The organism is Streptomyces sp. TLI_185, from assembly GCF_003814765.1.
Taxonomy (GTDB): Bacteria; Actinomycetota; Actinomycetes; order Streptomycetales; family Streptomycetaceae; genus Streptomyces.
In genome coordinates, this window is sequence record NZ_RKRB01000001.1 from 1208628 (window position 1) to 1227473 (window position 18846).

Annotated in this window: 16 protein-coding genes; 13 read left to right on the plus strand and 3 right to left on the minus strand. The window is 70.6% G+C overall.

The genetic code is table 11. The annotated features are described in order from the left end of the window. The first annotated feature begins 39 nt into the window (after window positions 1-39). The 3 genes from EDD92_RS05520 (at window position 40) to EDD92_RS05530 (ending at window position 5182) form a co-directional block, all read left to right on the plus strand. The gene (locus tag EDD92_RS05520) at window positions 40-1338 is read left to right on the plus strand and encodes an MFS transporter (RefSeq protein ID WP_123963259.1); all 1299 of its coding nucleotides are present in this window, start codon (window positions 40-42) and stop codon (window positions 1336-1338) included. A 59-nt stretch (window positions 1339-1397) separates the two neighbouring features. Next, the gene (locus EDD92_RS05525; RefSeq protein ID WP_123963260.1) at window positions 1398-2846 is read left to right on the plus strand and encodes an L-fucose/L-arabinose isomerase family protein; all 1449 of its coding nucleotides are present in this window, start codon (window positions 1398-1400) and stop codon (window positions 2844-2846) included. Between the two features lie 164 nt (window positions 2847-3010). Further along, complete coding sequence (locus tag EDD92_RS05530; protein ID WP_123963261.1) at window positions 3011-5182, plus strand: GH92 family glycosyl hydrolase; 2172 nt, start codon at window positions 3011-3013, stop codon at window positions 5180-5182. Window positions 5183-5186: 4 nt separating this feature from the next. Here EDD92_RS05530 and EDD92_RS05535 read toward each other — a convergent pair whose 3' ends face one another. Together EDD92_RS05535 and EDD92_RS05540 are read right to left on the minus strand one after the other, a co-directional pair. After that, window positions 5187-6470 (minus strand): cytochrome P450, encoded by a 1284-nt coding sequence (locus EDD92_RS05535; protein WP_123963262.1) that lies wholly within the window; start codon window positions 6468-6470, stop codon window positions 5187-5189. Window positions 6471-6486: 16 nt separating this feature from the next. After that, window positions 6487-7842 carry a glutamine synthetase family protein gene (locus EDD92_RS05540; protein WP_123963263.1) on the minus strand — a complete coding sequence of 452 codons (1356 nt, stop codon included), beginning with the start codon at window positions 7840-7842 and terminating at the stop codon, window positions 6487-6489. A 168-nt stretch (window positions 7843-8010) separates the two neighbouring features. On the opposite strand from EDD92_RS05540, the gene EDD92_RS05545 reads away from it, so the two are divergent. From EDD92_RS05545 to EDD92_RS05590, 10 genes are all read left to right on the plus strand, one after another. Continuing rightward, complete coding sequence (locus EDD92_RS05545) at window positions 8011-8199, plus strand: ferredoxin (RefSeq protein ID WP_123963264.1); 189 nt, start codon at window positions 8011-8013, stop codon at window positions 8197-8199. 2 nt (window positions 8200-8201) lie between these two features. After that, window positions 8202-9422 carry an NAD(P)/FAD-dependent oxidoreductase gene (locus EDD92_RS05550; protein ID WP_123963265.1) on the plus strand — a complete coding sequence of 407 codons (1221 nt, stop codon included), beginning with the start codon at window positions 8202-8204 and terminating at the stop codon, window positions 9420-9422. 2 nt (window positions 9423-9424) lie between these two features. Continuing rightward, a complete protein-coding gene (locus tag EDD92_RS05555) occupies window positions 9425-10231 on the plus strand; it encodes an acetoacetate decarboxylase family protein (RefSeq protein WP_123963266.1) in 807 nt (268 codons plus the stop codon). 34 nt (window positions 10232-10265) lie between these two features. Further along, on the plus strand, window positions 10266-11729 hold the full coding sequence (locus EDD92_RS05560; RefSeq protein WP_123963267.1) for an aldehyde dehydrogenase: 1464 nt from the start codon (window positions 10266-10268) through the stop codon (window positions 11727-11729). Beyond that, window positions 11722-12657 carry a 3,4-dihydroxyphenylacetate 2,3-dioxygenase gene (locus EDD92_RS05565; protein ID WP_123963268.1) on the plus strand — a complete coding sequence of 312 codons (936 nt, stop codon included), beginning with the start codon at window positions 11722-11724 and terminating at the stop codon, window positions 12655-12657. The genes EDD92_RS05560 and EDD92_RS05565 overlap by 8 nt, the downstream gene beginning before the upstream one ends. 10 nt (window positions 12658-12667) lie before the next feature. Then, window positions 12668-13513 carry a fumarylacetoacetate hydrolase family protein gene (locus tag EDD92_RS05570; RefSeq protein WP_123963269.1) on the plus strand — a complete coding sequence of 282 codons (846 nt, stop codon included), beginning with the start codon at window positions 12668-12670 and terminating at the stop codon, window positions 13511-13513. Window positions 13514-13556: 43 nt separating this feature from the next. Then, window positions 13557-14159: a TetR/AcrR family transcriptional regulator gene (locus EDD92_RS05575; protein WP_123963270.1), complete on the plus strand. Its 603-nt coding sequence runs from the start codon at window positions 13557-13559 to the stop codon at window positions 14157-14159. Between the two features lie 164 nt (window positions 14160-14323). Beyond that, entirely contained in the window at window positions 14324-15814 is a 1491-nt protein-coding gene (locus EDD92_RS05580; protein ID WP_123963271.1) for an APC family permease, read from the plus strand. Next, complete coding sequence (locus EDD92_RS05585; RefSeq protein WP_123963272.1) at window positions 15814-17304, plus strand: aldehyde dehydrogenase; 1491 nt, start codon at window positions 15814-15816, stop codon at window positions 17302-17304. Before EDD92_RS05580 ends, EDD92_RS05585 begins: the two co-directional genes overlap by 1 nt. Beyond that, entirely contained in the window at window positions 17301-18002 is a 702-nt protein-coding gene (locus tag EDD92_RS05590; protein ID WP_123963273.1) for a gamma-glutamyl-gamma-aminobutyrate hydrolase family protein, read from the plus strand. The genes EDD92_RS05585 and EDD92_RS05590 overlap by 4 nt, the downstream gene beginning before the upstream one ends. Before the next feature lie 2 nt (window positions 18003-18004). Here EDD92_RS05590 and EDD92_RS05595 read toward each other — a convergent pair whose 3' ends face one another. Then, window positions 18005-18595: a carbohydrate ABC transporter permease gene (locus EDD92_RS05595; protein ID WP_260326334.1), complete on the minus strand. Its 591-nt coding sequence runs from the start codon at window positions 18593-18595 to the stop codon at window positions 18005-18007. Between the last annotated feature and the right edge of the window lie 251 nt (window positions 18596-18846).

Here is an 18846-nt window from a genome sequence, read left to right on the forward strand (position 1 = left end):
CCCTCCGCTCGGCCCATCCCCAGACGACGGAGTCGCATCATGGTCCGAACCCCGACCGCTCCCGAACGCTCGGAACAACCCATCCCCTGGAGGCTGTGGAAGGTGGCGGCCCTGTCGGGCATGGCCTCCTACCTCGACGCCGCTCTCATCGTCAGCATCGCCGTCAACCTGGCCATCTACCGTGACAGTTACGACATGGGTGTGTGGATGGCGGGCGCGATCAGCGCGATCGTCACCGGCTGCATCGCGGTCGGCTCCCTGGTCGGCGGGCGGCTGGCCGACATGTTCGGGCGCCGCCGTGTCTACAACTGGGACATCTTCTGCTTCGCGCTGGGCGCGGTCGTCATCACGCTCGCGCCGAACGACATCGTGCTCTTCACCGGCGTGCTCGTGGCAGGGCTTGCGGCCGGTGCCGATCTGCCGACCTCCCTGGCCGTCGTCTCGGACGCCGCTCCCGCCGACGGCCGGGCCCGTCTGGTGTCCTTCACGCAGGTCATGTGGGTGGCGGGCATCGTCGTAGTCATCTTCCTCGGCTATCTGCTGTCGGACACCGGCATGACCGGGGCGCGACTCATCACCGGTCATCTGGCCGTCGCCGCGCTGGTCACCTGGCAGCTGCGCTCCCGGCTCGACCTGGCCGACGAGCCGTCGGCCACGGAGGTCGCCGAGGAGGCGGCCGCGCTGGAGGCCCCGCGCGGCATCGAGCTGAAGAACGTGTGGACCCGTGCCGCGCTGCTGCCGATGGCCGCGACCTTCGCCTACTACGTCACCTGGGGCATCGGCGCCAACACCTTCGGCCAGTTCGGCACCTATCTGCTGGTCACGGTCAGCGGCGCCTCGCAGAGCCTGGCCACCGGGATCAACCTGGCCTTCCTCCCCATCGCGCTGGTGCTGACCTTCGTCTTCGTCCGGCTCGCCGACACTGCCTGGCGCGACCGGCTGTTCTACGTGTTCACCGTCGTGCAGATCATCGCGTTCTGCATCGCCTCCCTCACCGCCGGCGCCCTGGTCGGGATGCTGGTCTTCTTCGTGCTCTACCAGATCTCCAACCCCTTCGCGGGGGAGGCCAGCTACAAGGTGTGGTCGCAGCTCACGCTGCCGCCGGACACCCGCGGTACCACCCAGGGCCTCACCTACGCCGTTTCGCGGGGAGTCTTCGCGGGCGTCGCCTTCGTCACGCCCGCCCTGATGGAGTACAGCGCCTCCGTGCTGCTCTGGTCGATCACCGCCTGCATGGCGGCGTCGGCGGTCGCGGGCGTGTACATCGTCCGTGTCCTCATCCAGCGTGCCCCCGGTGCCGCCGCCGCTCCTGCGGATCTGGGAGTGGCCCGGGCGTAGGGAGTGGCCCGGGCAGGCGCTGAATCCGACCGTGACCTCCGAAGGAGCTGTCCCAAGCCATGGCAACTGCCGAACACTCCATGTCCCTGCAGGAGTTGCTGCCGCCAGTGCACCGGCGCCGCACCCGTATCGGCCTGGTCTCGGGTGGACTCGGCACCTACTGGCCCCAGTTTCCCGGTCTGCTGCCGCAACTGAAGGAGTCGGCCGCCCATGTCGCCGAGCGGCTCGGGCAGCTGGACGCGGAGGTCACGGACGTCGGTTTCATCTCCGACGCTCAGGAGGGCGCGGTTGCCGCCGAGGAGCTGCGCCGGGCCGACTGCGACCTGATCGTGCTGTTCCTGACGACGTATCTGACCTCGTCGATGGTGCTGCCGATCGCCCGGCGCTCGCACACCCCGGTGCTGGTCGTCGACCTCCAGCCGTCCGAGCGGATGGACCACGCCACCTTCGACACGGGCGCCTGGCTGGGGTACTGCGCGCAGTGCTCGGTGCCCGAGGTCGGCAATGTCTTCCGCCGGGCCGGCATCCCCTTCCGGTCGGTGTCGGGCTGGCTGCGCCAGGAGTCCGCCTGGCGGCGCATCGAGCAGTGGATCCGTGCGGCCCATGTCCGCGCGGCGCTGCGGCACGCCCGGCACGGCCTGATGGGGCATCTGTATCCCGGCATGCTGGACGTGTCGACGGATCTGACCCTGCTGCCCACGACCTTCGGCTCGCACGTGGAGGTACTGGAGTTCGACGACCTGCGGCATCGGGTGGAGCAGGTGAGCGAGGCGGAGACCCGCGACCGCATGGCGCTGGCACGCCAGGTCTTCACCCTCGACGACAGCGTGGCGGACGAGGACTTCTCCTGGGGCGCGAAGGTGTCCGTCGCGCTGGACCGGCTGGTCGAGGACTTCGGCCTCGACACGCTCGCCTACTACCACCGCGGCCTCGACGGCGAACTGCACGAACGGCTCGGCGCGGGCATGATCCTGGGCGCCTCCCTTCTCACCGCCCGGGGCGTGCCCGCGGCCGGCGAGTACGAACTGCGCACCAGCGTCGCCCAGTTGGCCTCGCAGAGCGTCGGCGCCGGGGGCTCCTTCACCGAGATCCAGGCCCTCGACTTCGAGGACGGCGTGGTGGAGATGGGCCACGACGGGCCCGCCCACCTCGCGGTGAGCGCCCGGGACCCGCTGCTGAGGGGGCTGGGTGTGTACCACGGAAAGCGCGGCTGGGGCGTCAGCGTGGAGTTCGACGTCCGGCACGGCCCGGTCACCCTCCTGGGCCTCGGCCAGGACGCCGACGGCAGCCTGTCGTTCATCACCTCCGAGGGCACCGTCGTGCCCGGGCCGCTGCTGGAGATCGGCAACACCACCAGCCGTGTCGACTTCGGCCGTGACCCCGGCGAATGGGTCGACGCATGGAGCGCGACGGGCGTCGGCCATCACTGGTCCCTCGCCGTCGGCAGGCACGGTGCCGATTTCCGGGCCGCGGCGAGCCTGCTGGGCATCGACCACCGGGAGGTGTGAGCTCTCCTCCTGCGCGCCCTTGTTCACTCCGGTGCATTGCGCCGTGAGCCTGATCCGCGCGCGTTCCACGGCAAGGCGCCGCGCAACCACGCCGTTAGGCCGGGAAGGTGGGCAGTCCGTCGTCGTACGCCACCGCGACGTCCCACCGTCTCGAGGAGAGCTTCTTGCGCCTGCACCCTGTCGCGGCTGCCCTGACCTCGGCCGTGCTGCTGGCCTCGCCGCTCCCGGCGGCGTCCGCCACCCCGGCCACGGCCGAGCCCGCACGCGCCACGGACGATCCCGCCGGCTACGTCAATCCGTTCGTCGGCACCGCTCCGGGCGGTACCGACTTCGGCCACGGCGGAGGGGCCGGGAACACCTTCCCCGGCGCCACGGCGGCGTTGGGCGGGATCCAGTGGAGCCCCGACACGGTCACCCGTCAGCACGGCGGGTACGCGTACAAGGACAACCGGATCCGGGGCTTCAGTCTCACCCACATCTCCGGCGCGGGCTGCAGCGACTACGGCAACGTGCCGTTCATGCCGCTCGCCGGCCGCCCGGACCCGGACCCCGCCGCCCGCCACGCCACCTTCTCCCACTCCAACGAGGAGGCGTCGCCCGGCAGTTACGGGGTCCGGTTCGACAACGGCATCCGTACGCAGATCTCTGTCACCCAGCGCTCCGGCATCGCCCGGTTCACCTACCCGGCCCACGACGCGCGGGCCGCCGGGCTGACGGTGGACGCGGGACGGGCCTTCAACAAGGCCACCGGGAAGATCAGCATCGGGTCGCGCACCCTGTCCGGCTACACCGACAGCGGTGGCTTCTGCCACTCCTCGAACCGCTACCGGCTCTACTTCCACGCCGTCTTCGACCGCCCCTTCGCGCACACCGAGCCCCTGGACGGAAAGACCTCCGGTGCGTACGTCTCCTTCGCGCCCGGGACCCGTGCGGTGACCGCGCGCGTCGGTGTGTCCTTCGTGGACGTCGCCGCCGCCCGCCGCAACGCCACCGTGGAGCAGGGCGGCCGCTCCTACACCCTGCTCCACAGTGCCGCCCGTGACCGCTGGAACGAGTGGCTGGGCAGGATCGCCGTGCGCGGCGGCACCGAGACCCAGCGCCGGGTGTTCTACACCGCGCTGTATCACGCGCTGCTGCACCCCAGCGCCTTCAGCGACACCGACGGCCGCTACCGGGGAATGGACGGCCGGGTCCACCGCACCCGGCCGGGGCATGTGCAGTACGCGGACTTCTCCGGCTGGGACGTCTACCGTTCGCAGGGCCAGCTGCTGGCTCTGATCGCGCCGCACGAGGCGTCCGACGTCGCCCAGTCGATCCTCAACCAGGGCCGCCAGGCAGGGTATTTCGACCGCTGGACAGTGGCCAACGGCGGCACCCGCGTCATGGTCGGCGACCCCCTGCCGGCCATGGCCGCCTCGATCCACGCCTTCGGCGGCACCGACTTCGACGCCCGGGGACTGCTGCGGGCGGCCGTGGCGGGCCGGCAGGACGACCGGCAGCGACCGGGGCACCGGCAGTACGACACCCTGGGCTACATCCCGGCAGGCACCAAGGGCGTCTGGGGCAGCGCGGCCACCACACTGGAGTACGCCATCGCGGACGCCGCACTGGCCCACCTGGCCGGACGCCTCGGCGACACGAAAACCCAGGCAGCCCTCACCCGCGCCTCCGGCAACTGGCGCAATCTGTTCAACCCGGTGAGCGGCTACATCCAGCCCCGCAATGCCGACGGAAGCTGGCCGTCCTTCTCCCCCACCCAGCACGGGGAGTACGTGGAGGGCAACGCCGCGCAGTACACCTGGCTGGTGCCGCACGACCTGCCCGGTCTGTTCACCGCCATGGGCGGCGACGCCGCGGCCGCCTCCCGTCTCGACACCTTCTTCACCCAGCTCAACGCGGGCGCCGACAAGCCGTACGCCTATCTCGGCAACGAACCGTCCTTCAACATCCCCTGGGCGTACGACTACGCGGGCCGCCCCGACCGCACTGAGGACATCGTGCGGCGGGCCCTCACCACTCTCTTCACCGACCGGCCCGACGGTCTCGTCGGCAACGACGACCTGGGCGAAATGTCGTCGTGGGCGGTCTGGGCCTGTCTGGGCATGTACCCCCAGGTCCCGGGCAGCCCCCAACTCGCCCTGGCCGGCCCGCTGTTCCCGTCCGCCACCGTGCGCCGCGGCAACGGGGCCACCCTCACCCTCCTCGCCCCGGACGCGTCGGCCACGAACACCCACGTACGGTCCCTGAGACTGAACGGGCTCCCCGTCAGCGGCCCCTTCCTTCCGGAAGGGGTCCTGACCTCGGGCGGTGTGCTCCACTACGGGATGACGTCGTGAGCTCTCAGGCCAGGGTCACCTCGACGGGCAGCTTCTTGATGCCGTTGACGAAGTTGGACCGTACGCGCGGCACATCGCCGGTCAGGCGGATGTCCGCCAGGCGGGGGATCAGTTCCTCGAACATGATGCGGATCTCGGTGCGGGCGAGCAGGTTGCCCAGGCACAGGTGGGGGCTGCCCTTGCCGAAGGTGACGTGGTCGTTGTGCTGTCGGGTGACGTCGAAGTCGTACGGGTTGCCGAAGACCTCCTCGTCGCGGTTGCCGGAGGCGAACCACATGACGACCTTGTCACCCTCCCTGACCTGCTTGCCGCCCAGTTCCACGTCCCTGGTCGCCGTTCGGCGGAAGTGGTAGACGGGGGACGCCCAGCGGAGGAACTCCTCGACGGCGACCGGGATCAGGGAGGGGTCCTGTTGCAGGCGGGCGAGTTGCTCCGGGTGCTGCAGCAGGGCCAGCATCGAGTGGGTGATGGTGTGCCGGGTGGTCTCGTTGCCGGCCACCACCAGCAGCAGGAAGTAGTTGTCGAAGTCCTGCTCGGAGAGCGGGATCCCGTCACGTGGTGTGGTGTTGACGAGTCGTGAGACCAGGTCGGTGCCGTCGCCGCCGCGCCGTTGCCGGGCCAGCTCGCGGCCGTAGTCGAAGACTTCGAGCGAGGCGGGTGAGCGGAAGGGCAGGTCGCGGTACTTCTCGCTCTCCGCGCTGTGCAGCAGCACGTCCGCGTAGTCGGGGTCGGTGTTGCCGATGATCCGGTTGCCCCAGTCGATGAGCTTCTGGTTGTCCTCCGGCGGCACGTCCAGCAGCCGGGCGAGGACGTTGATGGGGAAGTCGGCGGAGACGTCGGCGACGAAGTCGAAGCTGCCCTTCGCCAGGGCCGCGTCCAGCGTGGTGGCGGTCAGACCGCGCAGGAAGTCCGTGTAACCGTTGATCACGCTCGCGCCGAACTGCCGCTGGATCACGCTGCGCAGGGCCCGGTGCCGTACACCGTCCATTTCCAGGATGGAGGCCCGCTTCTTGATCTGGTCGTCGTCGACCTCCTCCAGGTTGACGAACCTGGTCGAGGTGAAGGTCTCCGCGTCGCGGTCGACGCGGGCGATGTCCGCGTGCCGGGTCACCGCCCAGAAACCGGAGTTGGGCGCCTCCTCCGGCTGCCAGTGCACCGGGTCCTGGTGGCGCAGGGTGTGGAACATCCGCCAGGGCGTCACCCCGTCGGTGAAGTTGTCGAGGTCGGCGAGGTCGACGTCCGCGAGCGGCATCGGTTCGTTGACGGCGGTGGTCAGGGTCTCGGTCATCGGTGGCTCCCAAACGTCACAGGTGGTAGGCGTACTCGGTGAACTCCCAGTCGGTGACGTGCCGTCCGAAGCGTTCGACCTCGTTGCGCTTGTAGCTGAGGTATGAGGTGGTGAAGTCCTTGCCGAGCACCTCGGCCAGGGCGGTGTCCGCCTCCAGCGCGTCGAGGGCGGCGGGCAGGCTCGTCGGCAGCACGGCGGCGCGTGCGGTGTCGTAGCCGTAGCCCTCCAGCGGGGCGGGCGGCTCCTCCCCCGCCCGGACGCCGAGCAGTGCGGCGGCGATCGTGCCGGCCAGCAGCAGGTAGGGGTTGGCGCTCGCGTCGCCGAGCCGCAGTTCCAGGCGGGCGCCGGAGCCGCGCTCGGGCGGGATGCGGACCATGGCGCTGCGGTTGTCGAGGCCCCAGTCGATCAGCCAGGGCGCGAGGGTGTCCGGGCCGAAGCGTTTGTACGAGTTGATCGTCGGGTTCGCCAGGGCGGCGAGGGCCGGGGCATGGGCGAGGACGCCGGCGAGGGCGTGGCGGGCGGTGGCCGAGAGGCCGTGGGCGCCCGCCGGGTCGTCGAAGGCGTTGCGTCCACGGTCGTCCTCGCAGGACAGGTGGAGGTGGAAGCCGGAGCCGCCGGCGTCGTTGAAGGGCTTGGCCATGAAGGTGGCGAGTCGGCCCTCCTTGCGTGCGAGTTCCTTGACGGCGGCCTTGAAGCGGAAGGCGCGGTCGGCGGCCGAGAGGGCCTCGGAGTGGGTGAGGTTGATCTCGAACTGCCCGCCGTCGAATTCGTGGTTGCCGTTGGTGACGCCGATGCGGAGGTCGCGGAGCAGGCGCAGGGTGCGCAGCAGATGGTTGTCGGGGTCGGCGCGCAGGCCGGCCGTGTAGACGACTCCGGTGGCTGCGGAGTAGCGCTTCCAGCCGCTCGGGGATCCCGGGTCCTCGTCGCACAGGAAGTACTCGAGTTCAGGTCCGGCGACGGGGCGCAGTCCCTGCTCGGCGCACCGGGCGAGGACGGAGCGCAGCAGGTCACGGGGCGATTCGGGGGCTGGTGCCCCGGTCGCCGGGTCGATGACGTCCCCCAGGCACGCGGCGACCCCCGGCTCCCAGGGCAGCGCGACCAGGGTGTCGAGGTCCGGGCGCACGGTGATGTCGGGCAGGCCCGCGTCGAGGCCGCCGGTCACGGGGACCACGTCCCCCTGGGGTGAGGTGTGGTAGACGGCCCGGCAGAAGGCGAGCCCGTGCTCGCACGCGGTCGGCAACTGGTCGAGCAGGACGTCGCGGGCCCGGTCGGTGCCGATGAGATCGGGATAGGTCACCCGGACCACGTCGATGCCCTCGGCGGCGAGCCGCTCCTGGTACTGACGGACGTCCGGTGTTTCGGATGCGCTCACCGTTGTCTCCTCGGCGGCCGGCATGTTGTTTGATACCAAACGATAAGAACGGCTTCCGTCACCCACAAGGGGGTGGCGTCAAAAAATTATCCACCTGGACAGGTATTGACCAGAGGTCGCGCGCTTCCTATGTTGTTTGAAGCCAAACGAGATCCAGGAGGGTCCGCCATGAAGGTCGTCGTCGACATGAACAAGTGCCAGGACCACGGCCAGTGCGTCTTCGCGGCCCCCGACGTCTTCCAGCTCGACGAGAACGGGCGGCTGGGCTACGTCAGCGACCCCGACGACGCGCTGCGCGACGAGGTCGAGGAAGCCGCCGACGTCTGCCCGCTGCAGGCCATCCGGATCGAGGCCTGAGCATGAGCGCACGCATCGTCGTGGCCGGCGCCTCCATGGCCGGCCTGCGCGCCGCGGAACAGCTGCGCGCCGCCGGCTGGACCGGGACGATCACGCTCGTCGGCGACGAACCGCACATGCCCTACAACCGGCCGCCGCTCTCCAAGGAGGTACTGGCCGGGAAGGCACCCTTCGCATCGCTGGCCTTCCGCCCCCGCGCGAGCGTGGCCGACGTGGAATGGCGCCTCGGCACGAAGGTCGTCGCCTCCCGGCTCTCCGAGCGGAGCGTCGAGTTCGACGACGGTTCGGCTCTCTCGTACGACGGGCTCGTCGTCGCCACCGGCATGCGGCCCCGTCGGCTGCGCTGCCCCGGCCCGCTCGCCGGCCGCCACACGGTCCGCACCCTGGCCGACGCCCAGGGCCTGCGGGACGAACTGACCCGCCCCGGCGCCCGGTTGGTCGTGGTCGGCGCCGGATTCATCGGCTGCGAGGTGGCCGCCACCGCCGTAGGACTCGGCGTCCGCGAGGTGACGGTCGTCGATCCGCTGCCGTTGCCCATGGTCGGCCCGCTCGGTGAATTGCTCGGGCGGGCACTGCTGCAACGGCACGAAGAGCGCGGGGTGCGTTTCGCGCTCGGCACGACAGTCGCCGGGTTCGAGGGCGGGGACCGGGTCACGGGCGTGGTGCTCGGCGACGGAACCGTGCTGCCCGCCGACGTGGTGGTGGAGTCGGTCGGTTCGCTCGCCAACACCGAGTGGCTGGACGGCAACGGCCTCGACCTGTCCGACGGGGTGCTCACCGACGAGCATCTGCGGGTCGGCGGTCGGCCGGACGTGGTCGCGGTGGGCGACGTGGCACGTTTCCCCAACGCCCGGTACGACGGCGTACCGCGCCGGGTCGAGCACTGGTGCATTCCCACCGACACGGCCAAGCACGCGGCGAAGGTGCTGGTGGGCCATCTCACCGGCGCCGACGCCGATCCCGCCCTCTTCGCTCCGCTGCCCACCTTCTGGAGCGACCAGCACGACTTCCGGCTGCAGTCCTTCGGCGCGCCCGCGCTCGGCGTCGGCGACGTGCGGGTCCTCGACGGCGACCCGGCCGGGGACGTCCTGGCCGGCTACCACCACGACGGCCGGCTGGTCGGTGTCGTGGCGCTCGGCGGCCCCGCCGCCGGGGCCGCCGCGGCCCGCCACCGCGCCGAACTGCTCAAGCAGCCCGCCCTCAGCGCCCAAGGGAGCTCCTGACCATGACCACCGTCCGTGGATACCTCCACCCCAAGACGGCGACGGGCACCTCGTCGCTGATTCCCTCCCCGCCCTGGCGCTACTCCGGTGACCTGCTCACCGTCGAGTACCGCACCGACCCCGCGCGCGTGCGCGAACTGCTGCCCGAACCGCTGGAGTTGGCGGACGAGGACCCGGGCGCAGTCGCGTTGATCTGGGCCGACTGGCAGTCCTGCTCGGCGTCGGGCGCGGAGCTGCTCGACCCGGTGCTGTCCCAGTACAAGGAGGCCTTCGCGGTCGTCCGCTGCCAGTACCGCGGGCAGACGTACTCGCGCTGCGTGTACATCTGGGTCGACAAGGACTTCGCGATCGCCCGCGGCCTGCACCAGGGCTACCCCAAGAAGCTCGGCTCGATCCACCAGACCCGCCCGCACCCGTACGGTCCCGCGCCGCGGATCGAGGCGGGCGCACGGTTCGGGGCGACCCTTGCCGCGGCCGACCGGCGGCTGGCGCAGGCCGTGGTGACGCTGCGGGAGCCGTCGGAGACGAACGGGTTCGTCAACGGCCACCCCATGGCCCACCACCGCTGGCTGCCGTCCATCGAGAAGGGCAAGGGCCTGGCGCTGGACGAGCTGATCGAGACGGGGGCCGCGTCCTTCGAGGCCGGGCAGCCATGGGTCGGGGACGCCGAGCTGGAGCTGTTCGAGGCGCCCACCGAGGAGCTGGCCCGCCTGGAGATCCACGAACCGATCGCCGCCTACTACCGCCAGGTCGGCGTCGTCTGGGACGGCGGGCGACTGCTGGAGTCCGGCACGTCCGGAGCCGAGTGACCACCGTACGCGTCAAGGGACTTGGAGACCGGACATGACCGAGCACCGCATCACTGTCGCCGGGGTCGCCGTCGACACCCGGCACTGGATCGGCGGTGAGCGCATCGCCTCTGCCGGCACCTTCACCGACGTATCGCCGATCGACGGCAGTGCACTCGGCGACATCGCGCGCGGCGGCCCCGGCGAGGCCGCCGCCGCTGTCGCCGCCGCCAAGGCCGCCTTCCCCGACTGGGCCGCCAGCTCCCGCGCCGAACGCGCCCGCATACTGCACGCCATCGCCGACGGCGTCGAGAAGCGCATCGAAGAGCTCGCCATCGTCGAGACCACCGACAACGGTGCCCTGCTGCGCTCGCACCGCCGGGGTGTGATGCCCCGCGTGGCGCACAACTTCCGTTTCTTCGCCGACTGGCTGCTGACGCTGGATCACGAGGACTTCGAGACGCGCGGCCACACGAACCATGTGAGCTGGGACCCGGCGGGTCCGTGTGTCCTGATCACCCCGTGGAACGCGCCGCTGATGCTGGCGACCTGGAAGGTGGCGCCGGCGCTGGCCGCGGGCAACACCGTGGTGCTGAAGCCCGCCGAGTGGTCTCCGCTGACCGCCTCGCTGCTGGCCGACATCGCGGCCGAGGCGGGGCTGCCGGCGGGTGTCCTGAACGTCGTGCAGGGCTACGGCTCGGAGATCGGCGACGCCCTCACGTCGCACCCGGACGTGCGCCGGATCAGCTTCACCGGATCCGTTCCCACCGCCCGGCGCATCGCGGAGTCGGCTGCCGCCAACCTCACTCCGCTCAGCCTCGAACTGGGCGGCAAGTCACCGCTGCTGGTGTTCGCCGACGCCGATCTCGACCTCGCCGTCGACCTCGCGGTGGAGCAGTACGACAACGCCGGGCAGGTGTGTCTTGCCGCGACGCGCTTCCTCGTCGAGGAGTCGGTGGCCGAGGAGTTCACCCGCCGTTTTGTCGGCAGGGCCACCGCACTGAATCAGGGCGACCCGCGCGACGAGGCCACCGACATCGGGCCCAACATCCACTCCCGTCAGCTGGAGAAGATCGACGGATTCGTGCAGCGGGCGCTCGCAGCGGGAGCCCGCGCGGTCATCGGTGGACACCGGGGGGACGGCCAGTACTACGCGCCGACCCTGCTCACCGATGTCCGGCAGGACAGCGAGATCGTCCAGGAGGAGGTCTTCGGGCCGGTCCTGACGCTCCAGACCTTCGCCGACGAGGACGAGGCGATCCGGCTCGCCAATGACACCCGCTTCGGGCTGGCCGCCACCGTGGCCACCGGTTCGCGCGAGCGCGCCGAGCGCATCACCTCCCAACTCGTCGCCGGGACGGTGTGGGTCAACTGCTTCTTCGTACGCGACCTGCAGGCCCCGTTCGGCGGCTCCCGCCTCTCCGGCGTCGGCCGCGAGGGCGGCACCTGGAGCTTCGACTTCTACTGCGACCTGAAGAACACCGTGACCGCCCCCAACGGATGGAAGAACCATGGGTGAGATCGTCGGCGCGGGCCTGCTCGCCCACGTCCCCACCATCGTGCTCCCCGAGGCCGACCGGCTGGAGCTCAACGAGGGCAAGGAGATCACCCTCGTCACCGGCCTGCAGCAGCTGCGCAGGGACGTCTTCGAGCGCGACGACTACGACACCGTCGTCGTCCTCGACTCCCACTGGGCGACCACCGTCGAGTTCGTCGTCACCGCGCAGACGCGCCGTGCGGGCCTCTTCACCTCCGAAGAGCTGCCGCGCGGCATGTGCCGGATGCCGTACGACTTTCCCGGCGACCCCGAACTCGCCCGCAACATCGAGAAGTTCGCCGACCGGCACGGCACCTGGATCACCGCGATCGAGGACGACTACCTGCCGATCTACTACGCCACCACCAACCTCTGGAAGTTCCTCGGCGAAGGGCTGCCGGACAAGCGGTGGGTGACCATCGGGGTGTGCCAGACCGGTGACATGGAGGATCACCTGCGGCTCGGGCGGGCCCTCGCGGACGGGATCGCCGCCACGCCCGGCCGGCGCGTCCTGCTGATCGCCTCCGGTGCGCTGTCGCACACTTTCTGGCCGCTGCGCGAGATCCGCGACCACGAGGCCAGCGACCCCGCGCACATCTTCACGCCCGAGGCCCGCGCCGCCGACCTCGAGCGCATCGGCTGGTTCAAGGAGGGCCGGCACGACAAGGTCCTCGACACCATGGACGAGTTCTGGAAGTTCAAGCCGGAGGCGAAGTTCTTCCACTACCTGATGATGGCGGGCGCGCTCGGCGAGCAGGCCTGCACCGCCAGGGCCCGCCAGTACGGCGAGTACGAGAACGCCGTCGGCACCGGCCAGGTCCACCTGTGGTTCGACCGCCCGGCCGACGGCTGGACGGGCACGGGAGCACCCGTGACAGCCGCGCCCCACCACCCGCACCGTCGCCCTTAGGAAGGCCGCCATGCCCGAATACCGCCGCATCCTCCTCGACGGCGCCGCCGTCCAGGTCACCGTCGACGGGGACGAACTCGTCGCCGGGGACGGCCGCCGCGTCAAGACCGAGGAGGCGCAGCACCTGCCGCCGGTCGTGCCGTCGAAGGTGATCGCCGTCCACCTCAACCACCGCAGCCGCGTCGACGAGTTCCAGATCGACCTCCCGGACACGCCCACCTACTTCCACAAGCCGACCTCGGCCCTCAACTCCCACCGGGGCGCGATCGTCCGGCCCGAGGGCTGCAAGTGGCTCAACTACGAGGGCGAGGTCGCCATCGTCATCGGGAAGACCGCGCGGAACATCTCCCCGGCGGTGGCCGGCGAGTACATCGCGGGCTATACCGTCGCCAACGACTACGGCCTGCACGACTTCCGCGACACCGACGCGGGCTCCATGCTCCGCGTCAAGGGCTCCGACACCCTCTGCCCGCTGGGCCCCGGACTGGTCACCGACTGGGACTTCCACGGCAAGAGTCTGCGGACGTACGTCAACGGCGAGGTCGTACAGGACGGTTCGACCGACGAGATGAAGTGGGACATGCACTATCTCGTCGCCGACATCGCCCGCACCATCACCCTGTATCCGGGGGATGTACTGCTGTCCGGCACCCCGGCCAACTCCCGCCCCGTACAGCCGGGCGACGTCGTCGAGGTCGAGGTCGAGGGCCTGGGCCGCCTCACCAACCACATCGTCACCGGGCCGACCCCGATCCGCTCCGACGTCGGCGCCCAGCCCACCGAGTCCGAGGAGGTGCTGTCCACCGCGCTCGGCGGCGACTGGGAGTTCCGCGGCATCCGGCCGCCCCGGCGCTGACTCCCGAAAGGGCTGCTCAGCCGGTGCGGGTAGGGTCACCGGCATGACCGAGTCCGCAGACGCCCCGAAGGGCCGACAGCCACGCAAGCGCCTGCAGTACGGCGAGGGGCGCGAGGCCCTGCTGAACGCGGCCGTACGCGTGGTGGCGAGGGGCGGTCTGCGCAAGCTCACCTACCGGGCCGTCGCGGAGGAGGCCGGGGTCACCCACGGACTCGTGGTGCACCACTTCGGTTCGCGCGACGCGCTGATCGAGGAGGCCCTCGCCCACACGATCCGCACCTCGCTGAGCACCAGCGCCCTCGAACCGGGCACCGGCAAGGTCGCGGACTTCTCGACCGGGCTCTCCGACATGGTCACGGCGGATCCGGGCACCCAGGCGTTCCAGTACGAGCTGCTGCTCGAGGCGCGCCGCAGGCCGGAGCTGCTGCCGCAGCTCCGCGCGCTGTACGACGAGTACTTCGATGCCACCCGGCGCGAGCTGAACCGTATGCTGCCGGCCGGCGCGGACCAGGCGATGACCCGGTTGGTCTTCGCCGCGCTCGACGGCCTGGTGCTGCACCAGCTCGTCTTCGGCGAGCCGGAGGTCACGGACGCCGCCCTGGAGCAGCTGCGCGCCCTGCTGAGGCTCCTCGACGCCGACTCCTGAGCTGCAGTTTTTCAAGGCCCCGGGGCGTTTCCCGGGGCCTTTTCCGGTTGCGGAGAAAACTCCGCCGACCCCCTTGCCAAACGGATAGTTCCAGCCCACCATGAAGCAACTCGTTTGGCCCTAAACGAACTACCTTCCCTCTTCGTCCCCGACAGGTGATCCGAGTGGACAGTCAGACGGCGGTCTCCCCGCACAGCGCGCAGGATTCATCCATGACCGGCAGGCTCAAGCCCGATTCCCTCGGTGTCCTGGGCATCCTCTTCTTCGTCCTTTCCGCCCAGGCACCGCTGACCGGCATCGCCGGAGCCGTCCCCATCGCCGTCGCCATCGGCAACGGCGCCGGCACCCCCGCCGCGTATCTCGCGGCCGGGCTCGTGGTCCTGCTGTTCTCCATCGGCTTCGTCGCCATGGGCCGCCACGTCGTGGACGCCGGCGCCTTCTACATGTACATCGGCAAGGGCCTCGGCCGCTCGACCGGTTCCGGCAGCGCCGGGGTCGCCCTCCTCGCCTACTGCGCCGTCCAGGCCGCCATGTACGGGCTCTACGGCGCGACGGTGAGCGGACTCGTCGAGCACTACGCGGACGTACACGTCGCCTGGTGGGTCTGCACGCTGGTCACCATGGCGGTCGTCCAGGTCCTCGGTGCCGCCGGGATCGAGATGGGCGCCAAGGTCCTGGCCGTGTTCGTCCTGGCGGAGTTCAGCATCCTGACCGTCTTCGCCCTCGTGACCTTCTTCAAGGGCGGCGGCCCCGAGGGGCTCGGCTTCGGCGACAGCTTCTCCCCCCACGCCGCGCTCCAGGGAGCCCCCGGCGTGGCGCTGATGTTCGCCGTGGCGTCGATGATCGGCTTCGAAGCCACCGCCATCTACGGCGAGGAGGCCCGGGAGCCCCGGAAGACGGTCCCGCGCGCCACCTACCTGGCGGTCGCGGTGATCACCGGTTTCTTCGCCTTCACCTCGTGGATGCTGATCTCCGCGCACGGCGCGTCCAAGGCGACCGCGCAGGCCGGCAAGGCGCTGGCATCGGGCGACGCCACGTCCTTCGTCTTCGCACCCATCTCCGACCGGTTCGGCGGCTGGACCGGCAATGTACTGCCCGTCCTGCTGGCCACCTCGCTGTTCGCCGGCATCCTGGCGTTCCACAACTCCGCCAACCGCTACCTGTTCTCCCTGGGCCGTGAAGGGCTGCTGCCACACCGGCTGACCTCGCTGAACCGGCGCCACTCCCCCTGGGCGGCCGGGATCGTACAGACGGTGATCGCGGTGGCCCTGGTCATGCCGTTCGCAGTGCTGGGCAAGGACCCGGTGCTGACGCTCTTCTCCTGGTTCAGCGGCGTCGCCGTCCTGGGGATCATGCTCCTGTACTTCCTGACCTCCGTCTCCGTGGTCGTCTTCTTCCGCCGCTCACGGGCCGACACCCGGCCCTGGAACACGCTGGTCGCACCGGTTCTGGGCGCACTCGGCATCGCCGGCGGTATCTGGCTGATCATCGAGAACTTCACCACGCTCATCGGCGGCGACCAGGCCACCGCCGTCTGGCTCCAGCTCACCGTCCCGGCGGTGCTGGTCCTGGGACTGGTCGCAGCGCGCCTGACCCGGCACCGGCAGCGATCCGAACCATCCGGAAACCCCCAGGACCAGGGAGCGGACAGCTGATGCCGGCCCTCGCCCACGACGACCTGCTGCGTCGCGCCAAGGATCTGGAGCTGCCCACCCGGCACCACATCGACGGGATGGACGAACCGGGCGCCGGCCCCGCATTCGCCGTCGTCTCGCCCCGCGACGGACAGGTCCTCGCCGAGATCGCCGACGCCCGGCCCGCCGAGGTCGACCTGGCCGTGGCCGCCGCACGCCGGGCCTTCGACTCCGGCCCCTGGCCACGCCTCGCGCCCGCAGACCGCGGCCGGATCCTGCTGCGCATCGCCGAACTCCTCGAAGAACAGCGGAAGAAGCTCGCGCTGACCATCAGCCTGGAGATGGGCAAGCCGATCACGGACGCGCACGACATCGAACTGCGTGCCGCCATCAACACCTTCCGCTGGTACGGGCAGCTGGCGGACAAACTCACCGACGAGTCCCCGCACACCGCCCCGGACGCCCTCGCCCTGATCACCCGTGAGCCGGCGGGTGTCGTGGGCGCCGTCGTACCGTGGAACTTCCCCCTGACACTGGCGAGTTGGAAGGTGGCCCCGGCGCTGGCCGCGGGCTGCACGGTCGTACTGAAGCCGTCCGAGAACTCACCCCTGTCGGCCCTGCTGCTGGGGCGGCTCGGCACCGAGGCCGGGCTGCCGCCGGGCGTGCTCAACGTCGTGACCGGCGACGGACCGGTGGCCGGCCGGGCGCTCGGCCTGCACCCCGACGTGGACGTCCTGGCGTTCACCGGATCCACGGCGGTGGGCCGCCACTTCCTGCACTACGCGGCCGACTCCAACCTCAAGCGCATCTGGCTGGAACTGGGCGGCAAGTCACCGAACATCATCCTTCCCGACGCCCCTGACCTGGAGAAGGCCGCCGCCACCGCCGCCTGGGGCATCTTCTTCAACCAGGGCGAGATGTGCACCGCACCCTCCCGGCTGCTGGTGCACTCCTCCGTCGCCGAACGCGTCACCGAGGCAATCGTGGCCCGGGCCCGTGCACTGCGGGTCGGCGACCCCCTGGACCCGGCGACCGAGATGGGCGCGCTGGTCGGCGAAAGCCATCTGGACCGCGTCCTCGACCACATCGCCACCGGCCGCCAGGAAGGCGCGCGGCTGCGCACGGGCGGCTCCCGCACCCTCACCGACACCGGCGGCTGCTTCCTGGAACCGACCGTCTTCGAGCAGGTGACCCCCGGCATGCGGCTGGCCCGCGAGGAGATCTTCGGCCCGGTCCTGTCCGTCCTCACCTTCGACGACCTGGACGAGGCGGTACGACTCGCCAACGCCACCGAGTACGGCCTGGCGGCCGGCCTGTGGACCTCCGACCTGTCCACCGCCCACAAGGTCTCCCGGGCGCTGAAGGCCGGCACGGTCTGGGTCAACTGCTATGAGGAGGGCGACCTGACCGTGCCGTTCGGCGGCATGAAGCAGTCGGGCAACGGGCGTGACAAGTCCGTGCACGCCATCGAGAAGTACACCGAGCTCAAGACGACCTGGATCCAGCTGTGACGCGCCCCTTGATAGCGATTCCCGCGCGCTTCTCCGCCACCACCTCAGCCCTGCGGTACGCCGCCGAGGTCAACGCCCGCGCGCTCGTCGAGGCGGTGTGGCGCGCGGGCGGCGAACCGGTCAGCATCCATCCCGCGCACTCCGAGGTCGCCTCCCGTCTCGCCCGCTTCGACGGCGTCCTGCTCCCCGGAGGCGGCGATCTGGCCCCGCACCGCTACGGCGCCACCGACATCCACGACGCCGTGTACGACGTCGACGACCTGCAGGACGCCTTCGACCTCGAACTCGCCCGTACGACCCTGGACTTGGGCCTGCCCCTGCTGGCGGTCTGCCGTGGCCTCCAGGTCGTCAACGTCGCCCTCGGCGGCACCCTGCACCAGGACATGGGCGGCCCGGAACGCGAGCACCGGCACGTCGTGCACCCGGTGGCCGTCCAGGCCGGCACCCTGTTGGAGCGGGCCACGAGCGTGCAGAAGGTGGAGGCGTCCTGCTACCACCACCAGCGGGTGGACCGCCCCGGCACGGGGCTCACGGTCACCGCGCGCGCCGCGGACGGCACAGTGGAGGGACTCGAACTCACCGGTACCCAGGGTTGGTTCACGGCCGTTCAGTGGCACCCGGAGGACACCGCCCACGAGGACGCCGCGCAGCAGGGCCTCTTCGACGCCCTGGTACGAGCGGCCCGGAACGGGCACTGACGTCAGACCCGCACGCTGCCCGCGGTCAGTCCGCCGACGATGAAGCGCTGGAAGAGGGCAAAATCGCAGACGACCGGGATGCTGACGAGCGTGGCAGTGGCCATCAGGGCACCCCAGGACGTTCCGTGCTGCCCGACGAAGGAGTTCAGCAGGACGGTGACGGGCTGGACGTCGGGTCCCTGAGTGAGCGTGAGGCCGAACAGGAACTCGCCCCAGGCGATCAGGAAGGACGGCCCCGCCGCCGCGACCACTCCGGGCACCATGAGCGGAAGGACGACGCGCAGCAGCACGCCCGGCAGTCCGCAGCCGTCGATCTGGGCGGCCTCCTCCAACTCGGGCGGCACGCTGCGCAGTACGGGACGCAGCACGATCACCGTGAAGGGGAGTGTGAGCGTCGTGTCGGCGAGGATCAGGCCCGGGTAGGTGTCGGCGAGACCGGCCCGGCGTTCCAGGATGAACAGGGGTGCCGCCAGCACAATGGCGGGCGGGAGTTGGGCGACCAGGAGCGCGAGCACCGTGGCCCCCGAACCGCGCATCCGGATCCGGGCGAGCGCGTAGGCGAGCGGAACGCCCAGCAGCAAGGTCGGCGCCACCACCCCGCAGGAGATGACCAGGCTGTTGAGCAGAGCCCGGTCAACCCCGAATGGTCCAAGGCCGTCGAGTAGTTCTCGCCGGTGACGGGAGCGGGCACCCACTGCGGGGTCGGGGCCTCGATGCGGTCCGGCCGGGTGAGGCCGGTCTTCGCCATCCAGTACACCGGCAGCAGGAAGGCCGCCGTGATCACCGTGGCGATCGCGGTGAACAGCCAGGGGTGGCGTGGCGGTTTCATACGGTGCCCCCCGCC

Bases quoted from the DNA above. Each gene is read 5' to 3' on its own strand.
- EDD92_RS05525 (WP_123963260.1), top strand. From the start codon at position 1,398: ATGGCAACTGCCGAACACTCCATGTCCCTGCAGGAGTTGCTGCCGCCA.
- EDD92_RS05575 (WP_123963270.1), top strand. From the start codon at position 13,557: ATGACCGAGTCCGCAGACGCCCCGAAGGGCCGACAGCCACGCAAGCGC.
- EDD92_RS05565 (WP_123963268.1), top strand. From the start codon at position 11,722: ATGGGTGAGATCGTCGGCGCGGGCCTGCTCGCCCACGTCCCCACCATC.
- EDD92_RS05555 (WP_123963266.1), top strand. From the start codon at position 9,425: ATGACCACCGTCCGTGGATACCTCCACCCCAAGACGGCGACGGGCACC.
- EDD92_RS05550 (WP_123963265.1), top strand. From the start codon at position 8,202: ATGAGCGCACGCATCGTCGTGGCCGGCGCCTCCATGGCCGGCCTGCGC.
- EDD92_RS05520 (WP_123963259.1), top strand. From the start codon at position 40: ATGGTCCGAACCCCGACCGCTCCCGAACGCTCGGAACAACCCATCCCC.
- EDD92_RS05585 (WP_123963272.1), top strand. From the start codon at position 15,814: ATGCCGGCCCTCGCCCACGACGACCTGCTGCGTCGCGCCAAGGATCTG.
- EDD92_RS05560 (WP_123963267.1), top strand. From the start codon at position 10,266: ATGACCGAGCACCGCATCACTGTCGCCGGGGTCGCCGTCGACACCCGG.
- EDD92_RS05535 (WP_123963262.1), bottom strand. From the start codon at position 6,470: ATGACCGAGACCCTGACCACCGCCGTCAACGAACCGATGCCGCTCGCG.
- EDD92_RS05545 (WP_123963264.1), top strand. From the start codon at position 8,011: ATGAAGGTCGTCGTCGACATGAACAAGTGCCAGGACCACGGCCAGTGC.
- EDD92_RS05570 (WP_123963269.1), top strand. From the start codon at position 12,668: ATGCCCGAATACCGCCGCATCCTCCTCGACGGCGCCGCCGTCCAGGTC.